The organism is Nostoc spongiaeforme FACHB-130, from assembly GCF_014698475.1.
Taxonomy (GTDB): domain Bacteria; phylum Cyanobacteriota; class Cyanobacteriia; order Cyanobacteriales; family Nostocaceae; genus Nostoc_B; species Nostoc_B spongiaeforme.
Genome location: NZ_JACJTB010000004.1, coordinates 1 through 20237 on the forward strand (window position 1 = coordinate 1; position 20237 = coordinate 20237).

10 protein-coding genes are annotated in these 20237 nt (G+C 41.5%); 8 read left to right on the forward strand and 2 right to left on the reverse strand.

Annotated elements, in window-relative coordinates:
- The first annotated feature begins 160 nt into the window (after positions 1–160).
- Both H6G74_RS05435 and mutS read left to right on the forward strand, forming a co-directional pair.
- On the forward strand, positions 161–913 hold the full coding sequence (locus tag H6G74_RS05435) for a TspO/MBR family protein (protein ID WP_190966708.1): 753 nt from the start codon (positions 161–163) through the stop codon (positions 911–913).
- 93 nt (positions 914–1006) lie between these two features.
- The gene (mutS, locus tag H6G74_RS05440) at positions 1007–3616 is read left to right on the forward strand and encodes a DNA mismatch repair protein MutS (protein WP_190966709.1); all 2610 of its coding nucleotides are present in this window, start codon (positions 1007–1009) and stop codon (positions 3614–3616) included.
- 577 nt (positions 3617–4193) lie between these two features.
- Here mutS and H6G74_RS05445 read toward each other — a convergent pair.
- Complete coding sequence (locus H6G74_RS05445; RefSeq protein ID WP_190966710.1) at positions 4194–5507, reverse strand: O-antigen ligase family protein; 1314 nt, start codon at positions 5505–5507, stop codon at positions 4194–4196.
- Positions 5489–6331 carry a YaaW family protein gene (locus tag H6G74_RS05450; protein WP_190966711.1) on the reverse strand — a complete coding sequence of 281 codons (843 nt, stop codon included), beginning with the start codon at positions 6329–6331 and terminating at the stop codon, positions 5489–5491. The genes H6G74_RS05445 and H6G74_RS05450 overlap by 19 nt, the downstream gene beginning before the upstream one ends.
- 232 nt (positions 6332–6563) lie before the next feature.
- Here H6G74_RS05450 and H6G74_RS05455 point away from each other — a divergent pair, with 232 nt between their 5' ends.
- From H6G74_RS05455 to H6G74_RS05480, 6 genes are all read left to right on the forward strand, one after another.
- On the forward strand, positions 6564–7592 hold the full coding sequence (locus H6G74_RS05455) for an NAD(P)/FAD-dependent oxidoreductase (protein ID WP_190966712.1): 1029 nt from the start codon (positions 6564–6566) through the stop codon (positions 7590–7592).
- Positions 7593–8119: 527 nt separating this feature from the next.
- On the forward strand, positions 8120–8497 hold the full coding sequence (locus H6G74_RS05460; protein WP_190966713.1) for a hypothetical protein: 378 nt from the start codon (positions 8120–8122) through the stop codon (positions 8495–8497).
- 304 nt (positions 8498–8801) lie between these two features.
- A complete protein-coding gene (locus tag H6G74_RS05465) occupies positions 8802–9698 on the forward strand; it encodes a hypothetical protein (RefSeq protein WP_190966714.1) in 897 nt (298 codons plus the stop codon).
- 41 nt (positions 9699–9739) lie between these two features.
- Complete coding sequence (locus H6G74_RS05470; protein ID WP_190966715.1) at positions 9740–11662, forward strand: Hsp70 family protein; 1923 nt, start codon at positions 9740–9742, stop codon at positions 11660–11662.
- Positions 11663–12029: 367 nt separating this feature from the next.
- Positions 12030–14195, forward strand: coding sequence for a type I DNA topoisomerase (topA, locus tag H6G74_RS05475; protein WP_190966716.1), 2166 nt, complete (start codon positions 12030–12032; stop codon positions 14193–14195).
- 157 nt (positions 14196–14352) lie between these two features.
- Positions 14353–20160, forward strand: a complete 5808-nt coding sequence (locus H6G74_RS05480) for a trifunctional serine/threonine-protein kinase/ATP-binding protein/sensor histidine kinase (RefSeq protein ID WP_190966717.1) — start codon at positions 14353–14355, stop codon at positions 20158–20160.
- The last annotated feature ends 77 nt before the right edge of the window (positions 20161–20237 follow it).

The window sequence follows — 20237 nt, forward strand, 5'->3', positions numbered from 1 at the left end:
TTAAAACTGTTGTAATACTTACACAGTCTATGTTTTCAGCCTGAGCATCATTAAAATATAGTTACTAAAATTTACTAAACTTTATTACTCACCATAAAAATACCGGAAGAACCATAATAATTTATTATTTTAAGTAAAAATTACGCACAAACACTTAATTATGAAGCAATCCAATAATAGTGGCATACTTGAAAAGTTTGTCAATACAGTGATGGGTGTAAAAAATGGCAAGCAACAACAGTCTCGACAAACATCAATATCTACTGGGAAAGAAGTAGATATTAAAGCAATTTTAATTTATAAACTAGGTACTATCCTACAAATATTAACGATGACTGTTGTCTTACTAGGGATGGAAAAATTAGTGATGTTGATTGATCATAATTCTTCTATTCCCAGTTGGGTTAGCACATTCTTGGCAGGATTATTTTTTGCTGTATTAAGTATTCGTTCACGAATTTTTTCACTGTTAGATAACACCCGTTCTGGTCAAACGTACGACCAAGTGATTAGACCAAAATGGGCTCCGCCACCTTTAGCTTTTCCCATAGTTTGGATGATCATAGCTGTTTTGCGTGTAATTTCTTCTGTATTAATTTGGCAGCAAATGAATCACCAATTTTTAGTACTACCTTTAATTTTATTTGTAGTACATTTGGCTTTAGGAGATACTTGGAATACAATTTTTACTGTAGAACGTAGATTGGGCGCTGCTGTTCCTGTAGTTATTTTAGGCCCTTGGTTATCTGCTTTAGTGGTAACGGCAGTTTATTGGCAGACTAATCCTTATGCCGGAATGATATTATCATTTTCTTGTGTATGGCTAACCGTAGCGGCTGTATTGGTATTTAGAATTTGGCAATTGAATGGTTGTGAGCCATTGTATCCATTAAAACTCACATCAGAAAAATAAATAAAAAAAATCTTGAGCGATCGCAATTGAACACCAGATCAAGCTATCATCGAGTATTGTGGCTATTGCGTGTGTGAATCCTGGCATCTATCTATGACCGCTTCTGACTCTGATAACCAGTCAAAGGAATCTCTTCAACCCCCTGCGCCTCACGCGGACACGCGACTGGTAGACCGCAGTAAGCTGAGTAAAATGTATCAGCATTATGTGGAAATCAAAGATAAACATCCCCATGCTTTGTTGTTGTATCGGGTAGGCGATTTCTTTGAAACTTTTTTCCAAGATGCTGTTACTGTGTCGCGGGAACTGGAATTAGTTCTCACCAGCAAGCATGGTGGCGAAGTGGGACGAGTGGCGATGACTGGTGTACCGCACCACGCTTGGGAACGCTACAGCACCCAATTGGTCGAAAAAGGCTATGCAGTGGTGATTTGTGACCAAGTAGAAGATGCTTCTGAAGCCGTGGGTTTGGTAAAGCGGGAAGTGACGCGCATCCTCACCCCTGGCACGTTGTTAGAAGAGGGGATGTTAAAATCTAGCCGCAATAATTATTTGGCGGCGGTGGTAATTGCGGGGAATCATTGGGGTTTAGCTTACGCAGATATCTCCACGGGAGAATTTCTCACAACCCAAGGTAGCGATTTAGAACACCTGACGCAAGAATTAATGCGTTTGCAACCTTCCGAGGTGTTGGTTCCCACCAATGCACCTGATTTGGGTGCTTTGTTGCGTCCGGGGGAAACGTCACCCCATCTTCCCCAATGTTTACCGCCATCATTTTGTTATAGTTTGCGATCGCAAATACCTTTTTCTCAAGGAGAAGCTAGAAGTAAATTATTGCAGAAATTCAAGGTGCGATCGCTCGAAGGTTTAGGATGTGATCATCTGCCCTTAGCTGTGCGGGCGGCTGGCGGTCTTTTAGAATATGTGGAAGATACCCAAAAAGAAAATACAATTTCTCTGCAAAGACTCCGCACCTATACACTCACAGACTACTTAATTATTGACCATCAAACCCGCCGGAATTTAGAAATTACCCAAACCGTCCGCGATGGTACTTTTCACGGTTCTTTACTGTGGGCGTTAGATAGAACTAGCACCGCGATGGGAAGTCGGGCTTTACGGCGTTGGTTATTACAACCCCTACTGGATATTAAAGGTATTTGGGCGCGGCAAGAAACAATTCAAGAATTAAAAGAAAATACACCTCTGCGTCAAGATTTGCGCTATTTATTACGGCAAATCTACGATTTAGAACGGCTTACAGGTAGGGCGAGTTCGGGAACTGCCAATGCGCGAGATTTAATTGCTTTAGCTGATTCTCTCTCGCGTTTGCCAGAATTAGCCCGTTTAGTTGCTGATGCTAGTTCTCCTTTTTTGAAAGCTTTGCAAAAAGTCCCGCCAGTATTAGAGGAATTAGCCCGAAAAATTCAAGCCCACCTGGTCGAAGCACCACCCATTCATTTAAAAGAAGGGGGCTTAATTCGTCCTGGCATCAATGTATTATTAGATGAAAGAAAAGCGACTGTCGAAGCAGATCATCAATGGATTGCTAATTTAGAAGTTGATGAAAGGGCGAGAACAGGTATCCCAACGCTAAAAGTGGGATTTAACGAAACCTTTGGCTACTACATTAGTATTTCTCGCACCAAAGCCGACCAAGTACCCGCCAACTATATCCGCAAGCAAACCCTGAAGAACGAGGAACGCTACATCACCCCAGAACTCAAAGAAAGAGAAGCGCGGATTCTCAGTGCGCGGGATGATTTATATAAGTTGGAATATGAAATTTTTGTGGCGTTGCGGGAAGAAGTGGGCGAACAAGCCGAGGCTATCCGTCAACTGTCTCGCGCAGTGGCGGCGGCGGATGTGTTATGTGGTTTAGCTGAGTTAGCTGTGCAGCAAGGTTACAGTCGTCCTGAAATGATATCAGGGCGAGGATTAGAAATTGTAGATGGTCGTCACCCAGTGGTGGAACAGTCTTTACCTGCGGGTTTCTTCGTCCCCAATTCCACATATTTAGGGAGTGGGGAGTCGGGAATTGGGAGTAGTGAAAAAGCCCCACTCCCCACTCCCCACTCCCCACTCCCTGACTTAATTATTCTGACAGGCCCGAATGCCAGTGGTAAAAGTTGTTACTTGCGTCAAGTAGGATTAATTCAACTGATGGCGCAAATTGGGAGTTTTGTCCCGGCTAAATCTGCCAAACTGGGAGTATGCGATCGCATTTTTACCCGTGTTGGTGCTGTGGATGATTTGGCAACTGGTCAATCTACCTTTATGGTGGAAATGAATGAAACCGCCAATATTCTCAACCATGCCACATCAAAATCTTTAGTATTATTAGATGAAATTGGACGCGGGACAGCCACTTTTGACGGTCTTTCCATTGCTTGGGCGGTTGCAGAATATATCGCTACCGAGATTCGTTCCCGGACAATTTTTGCCACTCACTATCATGAATTAAATGAGTTAGCAGGGATGTTACCCAATGTGGCTAACTATCAAGTCACCGTCAAAGAATTACCAGACCAAATTATCTTTTTACATCAAGTCCAACCCGGTGGTGCTGATAAATCCTATGGTATTGAAGCGGGGAGGTTAGCTGGTTTACCTGCGGTGGTTATTCAACGGGCAAAACAAGTCATGGGAGAAATTGAGAAACACAGTAAAATTGCGATCGGGCTGAAAAATTTGACGTGAAATTAGAATTCAGAAGTCTGAATATTTATAAGAAGCAAAAAACTTTGATAAATCAAATGGACATTTTATTATGAATTAGATTCTATCTACACAAAGGTGAATTTTCCGTAACTCTTTGCGCCTCTGCGCCTTTGCGTGAGGCATACAGTTTTTGTGTTCCAACATTCATATCAAAAGTCACCTAAATAACTTTATTTAGGTGATTTCATATAGTAAATTTCCCTGATAAATAAAATAAAAAATAGTGCTTAACTGCCGAAAAATAAAACATACAAAAGGGCATCTAAAGATTAGATGCCCGTCATGTAGGAAACCCCCAAAAGGGTTGTCCTTACACCTTCCCAACTATCAGCAACATTAGATAATTTCTAATTAGATAACTAGAAATTATCTAAATCACAAATGTGAATACTGTAATTCTAAGAAATAAAAAATACGAATGCCGACAGTGTAACCACGGAAAAAGTGCCAAGAAACAAAATGCTATGTTTGAGCAGAAATGCTGATACAGATATATGAAGCAAAATTATCTGTACAAACTGGGGCTAGGGAGTAGGCGATCGCATTTTTTGAATATCTAATTCTCTTTTGCCAAGGTCTTGTGATTCTGCTCTGGGTAAAATACAACTCCGCAAATTGCTGCTAAAAATAACCAAAACAGGGTATTGACGCGAAAATCAAATAAAGTTACATCCACAGTATTGAATAATATCAACTCGCCAAATACCAAAAGATAACTGAAGAACAATAACCTATCTGCTTTAACCAAAGAATTAGATTGCCGTAAAAATTGCATACCTGCAATTAATATCCCAGCGAGTAAACCACAAAATAACAGAGTAGCAGGAAATCCGGTTTCCGCAGATAACATTAAAAACAAGTTATGAGGATGACCTAAATCAATATTCATTTTGGCTTTGTAAAGTGCGGAGAAACTACGTAAACCCCAACCAGTCCAAGGATGCTGTTGTGCCAAAGACCAAGCAAATTCCCATTGAGTTTTTCTCATTAAAGCTACTGGTCTGTCGGGATACATTTCATCGTTTAACCGCGCCCAAAAGAAAGCCGGAACTACACGACGGAAAATTTGGGCTATGGGGGAAGGGGCAAAAGCAGCCAACAAAATAGTAGAAATTACCCCAACCACACTACCAACCAAGATGCGCCAACCTTGATAAAGTGCGTAAGCTAAACAGGCAATCATCGCGATCGCCCATCCGTTGCGCGAATTAGTTAAAATCAAGGCAGCAAAACTGGCAATCAGTATTAGCGTCAACAAGCCAATCAGAGATTTTTTTCTTTTTCTGGATTGCCATTGTTCCAGTAATAAAGCTATCCCGACAGTAAAAATAATCGCCAAATAAGCAGCCAATAAGTTGGCGTGCATAAATAAAGCCGCCATTCGCCCTGGTGGTTCGCCTCCAGGCGCAACTGCCCAATCTAAAACAATCCACAAAAACTGTAATTTTAACGCCCAAGCTAAAAACAACTGTCCAAAGCCAATCACAATTACTGGTACAGCCCCAATTACCAAAATCCAGGCTATTTGGCGCAATTGGGCAACTGTCTGAATCAAGTTACCCCAACCAGCAAATACTAAAAAGTAAGGTACTAAATTAAATAAGCCTAAAAAAGCATCGGTTTTATAAGTGGCAAATCCTGACGTAATCAGCAGTAATAATGTCAAAATTGCAAAGCCCCGATTGATGGGGCGGCGAATAATTTGGCGGTATTGTTGCAGCCAAGTCAGTAAAGATGCCAAAATTATCGCCACCACCCCAACAAATGGACTGAGGGGAAAAATCAGTAGCCCAATTTGGAAAGTATTCCAAGCAAATTGGCTTTTCGGGTTGGGATGATCAAAAGCGAGGTTCAAGCTGGCTCCCAACATTCTGTGCGAGTAAGACGAATTTGGGCTAAAGCAAAAATAGTCGGGATGATGCGACCATAATTAGTAGCGATCGCTCGCCAACCTAAATCAGCCAAAAACCAAGTCCACATAGCCGGGCCGACAAAAGCAAATACCGTGCGAACTGCCCCATAACGAGCTGCACTTAGCGTCATACCCCGCCGCGCCATTTGCATCGCCACATAAGTTTCAAACTGGGTTTTGGCTACTGTTGAACCTGTAACCGCAGCTTGTTTGGCTACTTGATAAGTAGCAAAGTGCAAGGCAAATTGTCGCGCAATTTGTTTGAGGATGAACGGTTGAATGACAGAAGTAACAGCTAAAGCACTACCACCCTTAAACAGCAATCCCAAGGGATCACGCTGCAACATTAATGGTAATGGTTCTTTAAGTTCCGTTTTCACCAAATGACGCTGGACTTTGACAGTCAATTTTTGTTTTTCTTTTTCTGGCAGTTTTTTCCACACTTGCCCCAGCAGATGTAAAAATACTTCTGCTTCTAAATCGACAGTTGTTAAATGATTGGAATAAGGAATTTTTAAATATTTACAAACTTGAATTAAGGCTTGGCGGTAAGTTACTTGGTTTGTGCGTCCCCGCAACACTGTTACTCCATCAGCTGCCAAAAACCGGAAACGCTCTTCTAATGAGTCTAACCAAGCTTGGCGGCTCTGACTTTGAACTTCGATCGGTTCAGGTGTCTGAACATAATCTAGGGGATTGAACTTTCGACTAAACAAAATTGCTGTTAAATCTTGCAATTCATCATCTGTTGCTAGTTCTAAGGCCGCCCTGAGTTCATCCAATGTTCCTTTCCTCCCTTCCGTGCAGCTTGTCTGTACTTTATTCTACTATTAGCTTTTGGCGGTCTTTAGTAGTCTTTTTATCATGCGCCATCTGTATTTTGTCATTGAATCAAGAATTCAGAAGCCAGAATCCTCTACGGTAATGTTGCTAGAACACCTCTACATTCTGCGTTCTGACTCCTGAATTCTGTTTAATAATAACCAAAGACTTAACACAAAGGACTATTAACTAATGATAGACGTTGCTGTAATTGGTGCTGGTATGGCGGGGTTAGTTTGCGCCCAGCAATTAAAGCAAGGGGGATATTCAGTATTAGTTGTGGAGAAATCCCGTGGCTTGGGGGGAAGAATGGCCACACGTCGCTTATATGATACTTGGGCAGATCATGGCACTTGTTATCTCAAACCCAAGGGTGAGTTTTTCCAAGAGTTTATTGATTTATTGTGCGCTCGCCAAATTATCACAGTTTGGAATCGTGACCAACTCCCACCGCGTTATATTGCACCTGCGGGGATGAGTGCGATCGCTAAATTTCTGGCGCAAGGTTTGGATATACTACTCAATCAACGGGTAATCGCCATTCACCCAACCCCCGAAAATACTTGGCAATTGACGCTGGAATCTAGCAATGCAGAAATTACAGCCAAGGCGGTTGTAGTGGCGATTCCTGCACCCCAAGCTGTGATGTTATTAGAAGCTTTGGGTGAAGAATTATTAGGAACAGACTTTTTAACTAACCTGCGTTCGGTGGAATTTACGCCTTGTCTTAGTGCGATCGCAGGCTACCCCAATTCCACACCTCTACCAGATTGGCAAGCCCAAAGTTTTACAGATGATCCGGTTTTAGGATGGATTGGTTTAGATAGTAGCAAGCGTCCTCAACCAAAACAACCTGTATTTGTCGTCCAAAGCAGTGGAAATTTTGCCCAACAACATCTCGAATCCTCCGATTTACAACCAGTCGGGCAGAAAATGTTGCACCACGCCGCCCAAACTCTCGCACTACCTTGGCTAGAGACACCCGAATGGATGCAGGTGCATCGTTGGCGTTATGCCTTTCCTAGCCATCCTTGGACAGAAAGCATTTTATCTTCTGCCAGTGCTTCCTTACCTTTGGTGTGCTGTGGTGATTGGTGCGGCGGTAATCTCGTTGAAGGTGCAATGCTCTCTGGACTGGCTGCTGCCTTTGCAATTAATCATCATCTAAACCAAGCCACTCTCACTAATGTGAATTTTTTCAAAAATCTTACCTTTTCATAACATCTGTCGTTAGACTGGTTGCTTTGTGTAGCCATGTCTTTTTTCTCAAGATTTGCTACATTTTTACCTCAAAAATTTGTTATCTAGAATACATAGAGCAAGCTAAAAAATAATTTAGAAATCATAGGTAATAAATCAATAAGTAATGTAAATTACTAGGCAAGTTTTACTTACCTCAATATTTCATTCTCCAGAATGTTGTTAATAAAAAATTAAAATTGATCCCTTAATATTTATGCTGCGTTTTGTGTAGATTTTCGCCAAAAAGATAGAAATTTGAAATAATTGGGATTGTGGATCTACCGCTTTGTTAATGTCATAGTTGGTTGAATTTTATAGACAAAATTCAGAGTTAACTAGTATAAAATTTAACTTAAAATTCCATACCAAAAGTCTGATTTTGTACTGAAATCAAAGTTAAATTTAGGGTATAAAAACCAGTTCCGTGAAGCGGTTTTGGCGGATTAGTAGAACTCAGTGAGTCTGTAAAACAAAACTCAACCGTATTTCAATGGAGATAAAACCTTATGAGAACAGTAGTCAATTTAACCAGAGAATCATTAGTCAGCGAAATCAAAAGTGTTTTAGATACTTATGCCTACTATCCTTATCAAGAAACCTTTGCGATTCCTGAATTACGTCAAGAATTAATTGATTTTGTCATCAGCCGCATTCCCTGTTTTTATAACGAAGAGTTTGACAGAGAATTTCCCCTGCAAAATATCATCAAAGATGCTCCCATAGAGCAGAAATTTCCGCGGAGTCCATTAGAACAGAAATTACATTTACAAAACTTGATTCATCAAGGCATTTTTGCCATCATGCAAGATAAATCAGCTTGGATTAACAATCATCTATGTAGCACAGTTGAGCCTGGTTGTGAACCTTCTCAATGGTTTGGTTAATTAAATAAAAGTTTTTACATCTCTTCTTTGCAGCAACTCCCTATTATCTACAACTGGTGAAAAACTAGAAGTGAGCAGTGACAACAACTCCCCACTTTTAGTAAGTCTTAAGTACGGTGTGTTGATGATTTCAGCCTGACGCATCATACTTAAGATTTACTTTATCAAAAGTATCTAAATTCCAGATTTATCTGCGTCCATCTGCGTCCATCTGCGGTTAAATTTTTCTTGCTATACTTACTTATATAAAAAGCACTACAAGCTAGATTTATCAAGGTTGAGGTGTAACTAATAAAGTTAACGAATGAAAACTATCAGCACACTGTTTAATGCAGAACGGAACCAACTACAGATAGAGATTGATAATATAACTAGTATTGAACAAGTAGTTAAACTAGTTCAAAATCGACTCGATAATTTAGAAAGAATTTATATTAGCGAGCTAAATTTAACTCAAGTCCGTTTAGCATCATTTTTCTTAGAGATGCTGCGACAGTCAGTCGGTAATTTGACTGTGGTTAATCAGTCTCCACTTGAGTCACAAGAACAAAAGCAAATTAGTAATTTAACTACAAATGTTTCCCCTAAAAGATTAATCCTAAAACTGCTAAAGGTACTTATTTATATTGGCATTTTAGGTTCTTTATTTTCCTTAACCAAAATTAACTTCAATGCTTGGATGGGTATCTTACTAACTTCGCTGCTTCTTGGTTTAGAAGTTGTGCTGCAACTGGATAAAAGTAATGTTACCTCCACGGAATTATTAGAGATACCCCAACCTGTGCTGCAAGTGGATAGCAAACTGCTTTTAGATAACTTAGCTGATGCGCTGAATACTATTGATATAGCAGTGGCTAGGTTTGCAGAAGGAAACAAATTAGAAGACGATCGCACCTTAGAAGAACTACCAGAGTTACTGAACTTCCTCCAAAGGTTGATGGGTGCGTCATTTCTTGAACAGCCGCAAATGGCGATCGCTTTAACAAAACTCCTCCCGCAAATTCTTATGTCTCAAGGAATCCGCGCTCAAATTTACCAACAGCAAGCACCGCAAAGCGAGCGAGAATATTTTGACTTTGAACCGAGTATTGACCCAAACACCAAAGATTACGTTACCATCACACCTGCCTTGTTAAAAGGCGATCGCTTACTCCGGCGCGGTAGAGTGATTGAACCAGCGTACTCTGAGGCTAGGGATTAGAGGTTAGGGGTTAGGGATTAGAGGAAAGTTGCTGTAAAAGTATGAAAATTTCAGAAACAATTGGTTTTGATTTGGGACATGGTGAGACAGCCGTAGCCAAAGCCATAGTCGAAAGCATCGAACCGCCCCAAATGCTAGAAATTAATAACAAGAAAAATCAAATTACCGCTTTAGGTTGGCATCCCAAACTTGGTTATTTGGTAGGAGAACAAGCCTTAATTCAAGCTGGTGTTACTCAACTGACAATCTCATTCAAGCAAAAACCCAACCACGATGCAAATTACAGGAAAACAATCTCCACTTTTCTCGCTACTTACTATCACAAACTGCAAGAAAGCAAACAAATAGAAGGCGGTGAAAGTAGTTATTTTTACATTGGTTGCCCTTCAGGATGGTCAATGAGCGATCGCCAAGCATACCAAAAACTACTTCAAGAAGCTGGTATTTCCCACCTCAACGTTATACCAGAATCTCGCGCAGCTTTCATGCAAGCCAAAGAAGGCGGAAAGTTGGAGTATGAAAAACTCCTCGCATCGGTGCTAATTGTCGATATTGGCTCTTCCACCACAGATTTTACTTTAGTAAAAAGCTTACATGAAATTCCGTTAGATTTCGGAAGTAATGCTTTAGGCGCATCCTTAATTGATAAAGCGATTTTTGCCCGTACACTCGCCAAACACGACCAAAAAACATTACTAGAAAAAGTATTTCAAGAATATCCTCATCATCAAGCGCGTTGTGAACTAGCTTGTCGCAAAGCCAAAGAAGATTATTTTTCTAATGAACAGTTATATAACGACCCGCAATCTTTTGCCCGTGGCTTTGAGTCCATCAACGAACAGATTTATTTTATTCCCCAAGTCAACAAAGTGATGATGGAGGAAATTCTGCATCAACCGTTACCTGAACTAGGAAATAAAAGTTGGGTTCAAGCATTTCATGATGCTGTCAGCGAAGCCAAAGCCAAACTAGAACAACTTGATACAGTCCCCAAACTAGTGCTGATGACTGGAGGTGCATCCCGAATGAAATTTATCCACCAAATTTGTCAGCAAATGTTTCCCGAACCTGAAAGCCAACTCCGCCCCGACCCTGAACCGGAACGCTGCATTGCACTCGGTTTAGCGCGAGTCGGAAGATGGGATTTACGGGCGACGGCTTTTCAGCAAGAAGTTAATCAACTATTAGATTCCCAAAAACTCAAAGAATTGATTGCTAGACATATCCCAGAGTTAATTGAATTGTTAACTCAACCATTAGCCGACAATTTAATTGAACAAGCCGTGAAACCAGGAGTAAAAGACTGGCAAACCAATAAAATTCGCACTCTGGCTGATTTAGAAACATATATGAAAAATCGGGCAGAACAATGGTTAAAAGGCAATATTGCCCAGCAAATAATTAACAATCAATGTATTCTTTGGTTTAACAACAAAATTCAACCAGACTTAGCCGCAGTTACAGATCCCATCTGTCGGAGATTTCACATACCCAGAAGTAGTTTAAGGTTTGAAGATAGCATCGAACCCGCTTTTGTTAACCCAGAACTACGAATTGGCGATGCAATTTTGGCTGATACCGTGGCGTTTATTGTCAATGTCGTCATTGGTGGCGGTACTGTTGCTAGTCTGATTACCCTCATTCTTACAGGACACTTGACTTGGCCAATCGCATTAGTCTACGGTGCTTCTGTGATGGCAGCAGGTATGGAACTGAATCGGAAAACTGTCCAAGAAACAATCAAGAAAAATTTTGATATCCCCAGTTGGATTCGTTCTAATTTGATGAGCGATCAGAAAATTGCAGATATGTGCATTCAAATAAAACCAGAATTAGAAAATGTCTTTCGAGAACAATTAACTAATAATCAAGCAGCTTTTGAACAACTCACCCAAAAAGTTGAACAAGGTCTGCAAAAAGCACTTTCTACAAAAGTTCAAGAGGCGGTTATTTTAATTCAATAATAAAGTAAAATATGGGATGAATTTGTTTCACGCAGAGGCGCAGAGACGCGGAGAGGAGAATGAGTTTAATATTTAAGTAAGTGAGATTTTATTTCTTAATTTAGCAACACCTCATAAAAATACCTATCTGCGTTTATCCGCGTGCATCTGCGGTTAATTTTATTGCATTTTTTTAAGTAAGGCGTGATGATTGATAGTTCCGCAATCAAATTGTATTACTATATCAAAGACTAGAATCTCTGTTATAGCAGTCGAAGCATAGTTTAGGACTATGTTTGTATCTGAAACTCTTGAAAACACTTAGTTATTACTCAACACTCAAAACTCAGCACTCAGCACTCAGCACTTTGCAGTATCAAAAGCATCTATGCCGAAACGCCTTCTAGTTGTTGAATCTCCTGGGAAAGTCAAAAAGCTCAGTCAGATTTTGGGTTCTGATTGGATTGTGCGAGCTAGTTGTGGACACATCCGCGAACTGAGTAATACGGGGGAAGATTCTTTGGGTTTCGTCATTGATGATGGTAGTGTTAAGTGCAATTATGTACCGCGTGACCAACGCTCTAAAGAAACTATCCAGCAGCTAAAGGCAGTTACCAAACAAGTTGATGAAGTGGTTCTCGCCACTGACCCAGATAGGGAAGGTGAAACAATTGCTTGGCATTTAAAAGAAGTGCTGGGATTGCGAGAACCAAAACGAGTTATTTATAGTGAAATTACCGCATCGGCGGTGCGGAGTGCGATCGCAAATCCTCGCAAACTAGACTCTAACTTGGTCGGTGCTGGACTTTGCCGTGATTGTCTCGATAAGCTGGTTGGTTACAAAGGTAGTCCCTTGGTTTGGGCATTGAATAATGGTGCGAAGAGTGTCGGCAGAGTTCAAAGTGCAACTTTGCACCTAATATGTCAGCGAGAACGGGAGATTGTCACCTTTGTACCCCAAGACTATTGGAGTGTTTGGGTAGACTACGCTGAAGGATTCCGGGCTTTTTACAAAGGTACAACCAATTCTCTCAGCGATGCGCCGGAACCAGAAACGGAAACCCACGACGATGCAGCAGGTAATAACACCCAAGCGCCAGAGTCAAAGCGGGTTCTCTCGGAAGCAGAAGCCATACGTTTAGTTGAAGAAGCACGTCAGCATCCCCATCAAGTCGTTCATGTTGAAGGTAAAACCGTTTATCGTCAACCACCGCCACCATTTATTACTTCCACGCTGCAACAAGCAGCCGGTTCCAAGCTGAAATTAGCTCCTGACAAAACGATGGTTTTAGCCCAAAAGCTGTATGAAGCTGGGTTAATTACATATATGCGGACAGATTCAGTAATGTTAAGTCCTGAGTTCTGCGCGGCGGCTCGTAAGTGGTTGGAAGAACATGATCCGCAGAATGTACCACAGCAGCTTGCCAAGCATCGCAGCGCCAAAACAGCCCAGGAAGCTCATGAAGCAATTCGCCCTACTGATGTGTTTCGTCCATCAGTCCAGCTACGTCAAGAATTACCGCCTGAAGAATTTGATTTGTATGTGATGATTTGGAAAAGAGCGATCGCATCCCAATGTAAATCTGCTCAACTCCGCAAAACTCAGATTATCACACAGTCTAATTCACTGTTGTGGCAAGCTAGAGGGCAAGTAGTGGAATTTTATGGTTACGCCCGCTATTGGAATAACATCAGCAAAGATTCTGTTTTACCTCTTGTGCAGCAGGGACAAGCATTAACCCTAGAAAATGCCAATTTCGAGAAAAAACAAACTCAGCCGCCACCACGTTACAGCGAACCGAAATTAGTACAACTCATGGAGCGTAAAGGCATTGGTCGTCCTAGTACTTATGCTCCCACAGTTGCAACCTTAAAGAAGCGGGGTTATGTGCAGTTAACTAAGGGAAATCTGCAACCGACAACTTTAGGGCTAGAAGTTGATGATTTTTTACAGAAAGCTCTGCCAGATTTACTAGAAGCAGAGTTCACCGCCAAAATGGAAAGCGCCCTTGATGCGATCGCAGAAGGTAAACAAGGCTGGCAGCAATACTTAACAACTTGGAATAAAAATTACTTCGTCCCAGCTTTAGCAAAAGCCAAAACTGTTGCTGTAAGTCCTTCAAATACGAAATCTTCAGTAGCTGAACGTAAATATGATACTTCTAAAACTCGCTGCCCTGAATGTAATAATTTTCTCGCTAAAATTCCCAGCAGCAAAGTTAAGAAAAAATATTTCCTCAAATGCACCAACGGCTGTGCAAATATAGTCCTATTTTGGAGTGACTTCAGCAAGTCTTGGCAACCACCACGCACCCAAGAAACCAAGCCAGAAAATCACTCCCCAACTCCTGCGAAATTAAGCTCATATCCCTGTCCAGTTTGTAAAAAACCACTAGAAGAGTATAGCTACACCAAAGACGGACAAAACAAAACCATGCTGCGTTGTTCTGCTGCGTCTCGTCAAGATAAAAAGCATAAAGATGTGGCTTTTTTTAGTACAGCTAAAGGTTGGTGGAGTCCGAAGTTTGGCGAGTTGAATCCAGTAGCAAAATGAGTCAGGACTTACGCAAAAAGATTGTCTGCGAAGAATGGGTGTAAGGGTTTTGAATCAGGGGTAGATGTAGCCTAACTGACACAAGAGACAAACTAACACACAAATTTTTGGGAAAATCTGGGAATACTAAGAAAAAATTCTTCAACTTGAACGCAGTATGATTAGCACTCAAGTCAGTATTCCTGGGTATGTAGTCGGCGAACAACTCTATGATGGTTCGAGAACTGTAGTTTACCGAGCAGTTCGAGAAACTGACAATTTACCTGTAGTAATCAAACTGCTAAAAAATCTTTATCCCAGCTTTAGCGAACTAGTACAATTTCGCAATCAGTATACTATTGCTAAAAATCTCAAAAATCCCGGAATCATCCAAACCTATAGCCTGAAATCATTCCAAAATGGCTATATTTTAGTGATGGAAGACTTTGGGGGAATTTCCCTCAAGGATTATTTTGTTAAAAATTGTGTAGCTTCGCTGGGTGAATTTTTACAAGTGGCGATCGCACTCTGTAACACCTTAGATATACTCTACCACGAGCGGATTATTCATAAAGATATTAAACCCAGCAACATATTAATTAATCCTGAAACCAAGCAAGTTAAATTAATCGACTTCAGCATTGCATCTTTGCTGCCCAGAGAAACCCAAACTCTAGTCAATCCCAATGTTTTAGAAGGGACACTGGCTTATATATCTCCAGAACAAACCGGGAGAATGAATCGCCCAATTGACTATCGCACAGATTTTTATTCTTTGGGTGTAACTTTTTATGAATTACTTACAGGCGAGTTACCATTTTCATCAAATGATCCAATGGAATTGGTACATTTTCACATTGCAAAAACACCAAGGTTAGTACATGAAATTCATCCACAAATTCCAGATGTGCTATCACAAATAGTCGCTAAATTGATGGCGAAAAATGCTGAAGACCGCTATCAAAGTGCATTAGGATTGAGATTTGATTTAGAAAATTGTTTACATCAACTAAAAGAAATTGGTGAAATTCAGAACTTTAAAATTGCTAGTAGGGATGTGTGCGATCGCTTCATTCTGCCTGATAAACTTTATGGTAGAGAAGCCCAAGTAGAAACCCTAATGCAAGCGTTTGAGCGCGTCAGTCAGGGTGCATCAGAAATAATGCTGGTGGCAGGTTTTTCGGGAATTGGTAAAACAGCCGTAGTTAATGAAGTACACAAGCCGATTGTGAAACAGCGCGGCTATTTCATCAAAGGTAAGTTTGACCAGTTTAATCGCAACATTCCCTTCTCTGCATTTGTGCAAGCGTTCCGTAATTTGATGGGACAATTGCTCTGTGAACCTGATAGCCAACTCGCCCAATGGCAAGCCAAGATTCTAAATGCTGTGGGAGAGAATGGACAAGTCTTAATTGAAGTGATTCCCGAACTAGAGCAAGTGATTGGAAAACAACCTCCGGTGCTTGAACTCGAAGGCAATGCAGCTCAAAATCGATTTAATCTGCTGTTCCAAAAGTTCGTTGCTGTCTTTACCAAGGTCGATCACCCATTAACAATCTTTTTAGATGACTTGCAGTGGGCGGATTTAGCTTCGCTGCAATTGCTGAAACTATTAATGCAGGACAATGGCCATCTGCTGGTGTTGGGAGCCTATCGGGATAATGAAGTATCACCTGCTCATCCGTTTATCTTGACGGTAGAAGACCTCAAGAAATCTCAGGCGCTCGTCCAGACTATGACCTTGGCTCCCCTGACATTTGACAGCATCAACCGCCTCATTGCCGATACGCTAAATTGTGCGCCCCAACTGGCGCAACCCCTGACCAAATTCATCGATCGCAAGACCAAGGGGAATCCCTTCTTCACCACCCAGTTTCTCAAAGCGTTACACGAAGAAGGCTACATCACGTTTAAGAGCGATCGCCGTTATTGGGAATGCGATATTGCCCAAGTCGAAGCACTGACGATCGCAGATGATGTGGTGGAGTTTATGGCACTGCAATTGCAGAAATTACCCACCGAAACCCAACAGACGCTAAAATTGGCGGCTTGTATTGGCAACTCGTTTGATTTGACGACATTGGCGATCGTCTCTGAGCAGTCGTCTACGGATATCGCCACAGTCCTGTGGAAAGCCTTGCAGGAAGGCTTAATTTTACCAACCAGCCAAATTTATAAGTTCTTTCAGTTAGGGGAATCAGAGCAGACTCACACACAGAATAATATCAATCCCACCTATCGGTTTCTGCACGATCGCATTCAGCAAGCGGCCTACTCGCTCATTGCCCAAGAACATCGACAGGCGACCCATCTGCACATCGGTCAGCTCTTGTTAAGCAAGACAACTGCCCGTGAGCGGGAAGAACAACTGTTTGAAATTGTGAATCATTTAAATATTGGACGTTCTCTCCTAACAACACCACAGGAACGTGAAGAATTAGCAGAATTAAACTTGCTGGCAGGGCGGAAAGCCAAAACCTCGACAGCATATAATGCAGCAGTAAACTACCTCGCCACCGGCATCTCCCTATTGCCCAACGATGCCTGGGAGAATCGCTACAATCTCGCCTTAGCGATCCATACTGCACTGGTAGAAGCCGCTTATCTCAACACTGATTTTGAGCAAATGGAGCATTGGGCAAACCTCGTCTTGCAGCACGCCCGGACTCTACTTGATACCGTTCCAGTCCAGCAAACCCGTCTGCTGGGGGCTAAAGCCCAGGGGCAACTGCTTGAGTCACTCCAGATTGGCTTGCAGGTCTTAAAGTCCCTCGGCGTGGAATTTCCTGAGCAACCGACCCCCGCAGAGATTGGACAGGCATTTGCTACTACTGGTCAATTATGGCAAGGGCGATCGCCCTTGAATTTACTAGATTTGCCAGCCATGAGCAATCCCAATCACTTAGCTGCAATGGAAATTATGCCCGTTTTAGTGCCATCTTCGTTTCGGGCGATGCCTGCTCTCTTGCCACTGCTAATTTGCAAGCAAGTGGAATTGTCGATTCAATCGGGCAATTGTCCTACTTCGCCTTGCTCCTACGGTGACTATGGATTGATGCTCTGTAGTGTCATGGGTGATCTAGAGTCGGGTTATGCCTTTGGTCAACTGGCATTGGGTGTCATGGAACGGTTTCAGGCAAAAGCCTGCAAAAGCCGAGCTGTCTATATCGTGAATTTTTTCATTAGCCATTGGCAGGAACCACTGCACAACCTCCTCCAACCTTTACGAGAGTCATATCAGAGCGGTCTGGAAACGGGTGATTTGGAATGTATCGCCTTCAGTGCCCATGCCTACTGTTACTACTCCTATTTTGCTGGCAAGGAATTAATGGGTCTGGCAAACGAGATGGCAGCCTACCATCAAGTTGTTTATCCGCTCAAACAGGTGGTGATTATCAAGTATTTGGAAATGGCTCAACAGGTGGTACTCAACCTCCTCGGAGACACAGAGGTTCCCTGGCAGTTATCTGGTTCTGCTTATAGTGAACAATCTCTATCTTTCCAAACAACCAACCCTGACCAAGTTGAATGCTTCCACTTTTATTTCAATCAAACCTTTCTCTTCTATCTGTTTGAGCAATACGAGCAGGCGACGCAAACATCTGTCTTAGTGGAAGAGTATATGGGTGGTGGGTTAGCAACCTTCTCGTTAGCCCTCTATTCCTTTTATGATGCGTTGTTGCAACTGGCGCAATATCAGCAGGCTACGGCAGCAGAACAATCGCAAATTCTGACCCGTGTGCAGCAGCAGCAGGATAAACTGCAACGATGGGCAACTCTGGCTCCGTTTAACCATCAACACCGCTGGGACTTGATCGAAGCCGAGCGCCATCGGGTTTTGAGGCAACGGGCTGATGCGATCGAACACTACGATCGCGCCATTGCAGGAGCGAAAACCAACGAATATATCCAAGATGAAGCCTTAGCAAACGAACTCGCTGCTAAATTTTACCTGGAATGGGGTAAAGAGAAAATTGCTCAAACATATATGCAAGAAGCATACTACTGCTACGCTCGTTGGGGAGCAAAGGCCAAAACCGATGACTTAGAAAAACGCTATCCCCAATTACTCCAATTGATTTTGCAACAGCGAAAAATTAACCTCAATCCTTTAGAAACTATCGCCACAATCTCCCGTAATTCTGCTTCTCGATCAACTGCCACTTCCAGCAGTGACAGCACCAGTGTTTCAGATGTCCTAGATTTAACCTCTGCGCTCAAAGCTGCTCAAGCTATTTCTAGCTCTCTGAATTTAAATACACTCATCACTAGCCTCACTCGGATTATTGTCGAAAACTCTGGTGCGAAAAAAGCTGTACTGCTGCTGACTGAAGAAGATAATTGGCAAGTTCGAGCCACTACTTTGATTGAAAATCAAGAAATAAAAACTATTCTGGAACCAAAATCACTAGAAAATTGTCCAGATATTCCCGTCAAAATTATTCATTATGTCAAAAATACGCAACAAACAGTTGTGATTGACAATTGTCAAACAGATATTCCTGGTTTAATCGGGAAATATATGTTGTCATACCAACCCCAAAGTGTATTATGTAGTCCGATTATTAATCAAGGGCATTTAGTGGGCATTATTTATCTAGAAAATAAATTGACAAGTGGGGTATTTACTGCGAAACGGTTACAAATTATTAATTTACTTTGTACTCAAGCGGCAATATCTCTAGAAAATGCCCAACTCTACACTAATTTACAAGCAAGTGAAGCTCGGTTTTTACGACTGGCAGAAAATGCACCAGGGATGATTTATCAATTCCAGCTTTCTGTAGATGGTATCGCTTCATTTAACTATGTAAGTTCTGGATGTTATGGAATTTATGAAGTTTTACCAGAAGCAGCAGTAGCCGATGCTAATAACTTAATTTCTTTGATACATCCAGAGGAAATCAATTATTTTTCTGAGTCTGTAGCCATTTCCGCGCAAACCTTACAGCCTTGGCAATATCAAGGCAGGATTATTACACCTTCTGGTAAATTAAAATGGATTCAGGCTATCTCTCGTCCTATCAAACAAGATGATGGGATAATTATTTGGGATGGCTTAGTATTAGATATTACTGAACGTAAACAAGCCGAAGCTGCTGTTAAGCAAAAATCTCAAGAATTAGAAAAAGCGTTAAGAGATTTGCAACAAGCACAATTACAAATTGTCCAAAGTGAAAAAATGTCTGCATTGGGTAATTTAGTTGCTGGTGTAGCCCACGAAATGAATAATCCTTTGGGTTTTATTTCAGCAACTCTCTTACAAGCTCAACCAGCAATTTCTGATTTGAGCAAACACATTACACTGTATCAAGAAGCCCTGCCAAATCCCGGCGATGAAATTCAATCACACGCTGAAGAAATTGACTTAGATTATAGCTTGGAAGATTTGCCGAAGATGATGAATGCAATGGTCATTGCCTGCGATAGATTAAAAAATATCAGCACTTCTCTACGGACTTTTTCTCGCGCCGATAAAGACTATAAAGTGCCATTTAATATCCATGAAGGCATTGATAGCACCATTTTAATTCTCAAACATCGCCTGAAATCGAACGAACAACGACCAGCAATTGAAGTTGTGACTAATTACGGTAATTTACCTCAAATTCAATGTTTTCCTGGACAATTAAATCAAGTATTTATGAATATTCTCTCCAATGCTATTGATGCTTTAGAAGAATCTAACAACGGGCGCAGCTTTGAGGCAATTACTGCTAATCCTAACATGATTACCATTAAAACATTTATGGCAGATAATCATGTCCACATCTCAATCGCTGATAACGCGAATGGCATGAGTGAAGAAGTTAAACAAAAAATCTTTGACCATTTATTTACTACGAAAGCTGTGGGTAAAGGTACAGGTTTAGGTTTAGCGATCGCACGGCAAATTGTCGAAGAAATTCATGGTGGCAAGCTAAGTTGTCATTCTGTTGTTGGTCAAGGTACTGAGTTTGTGATTGAAATTCCAGCATCAGTTTGAAAATGTCACGTTCCTCAAACTAAAATGTTTAGTCTGCCTTGGTGTCAGCTACGCTATCTCCACTTTTGTATTATGTT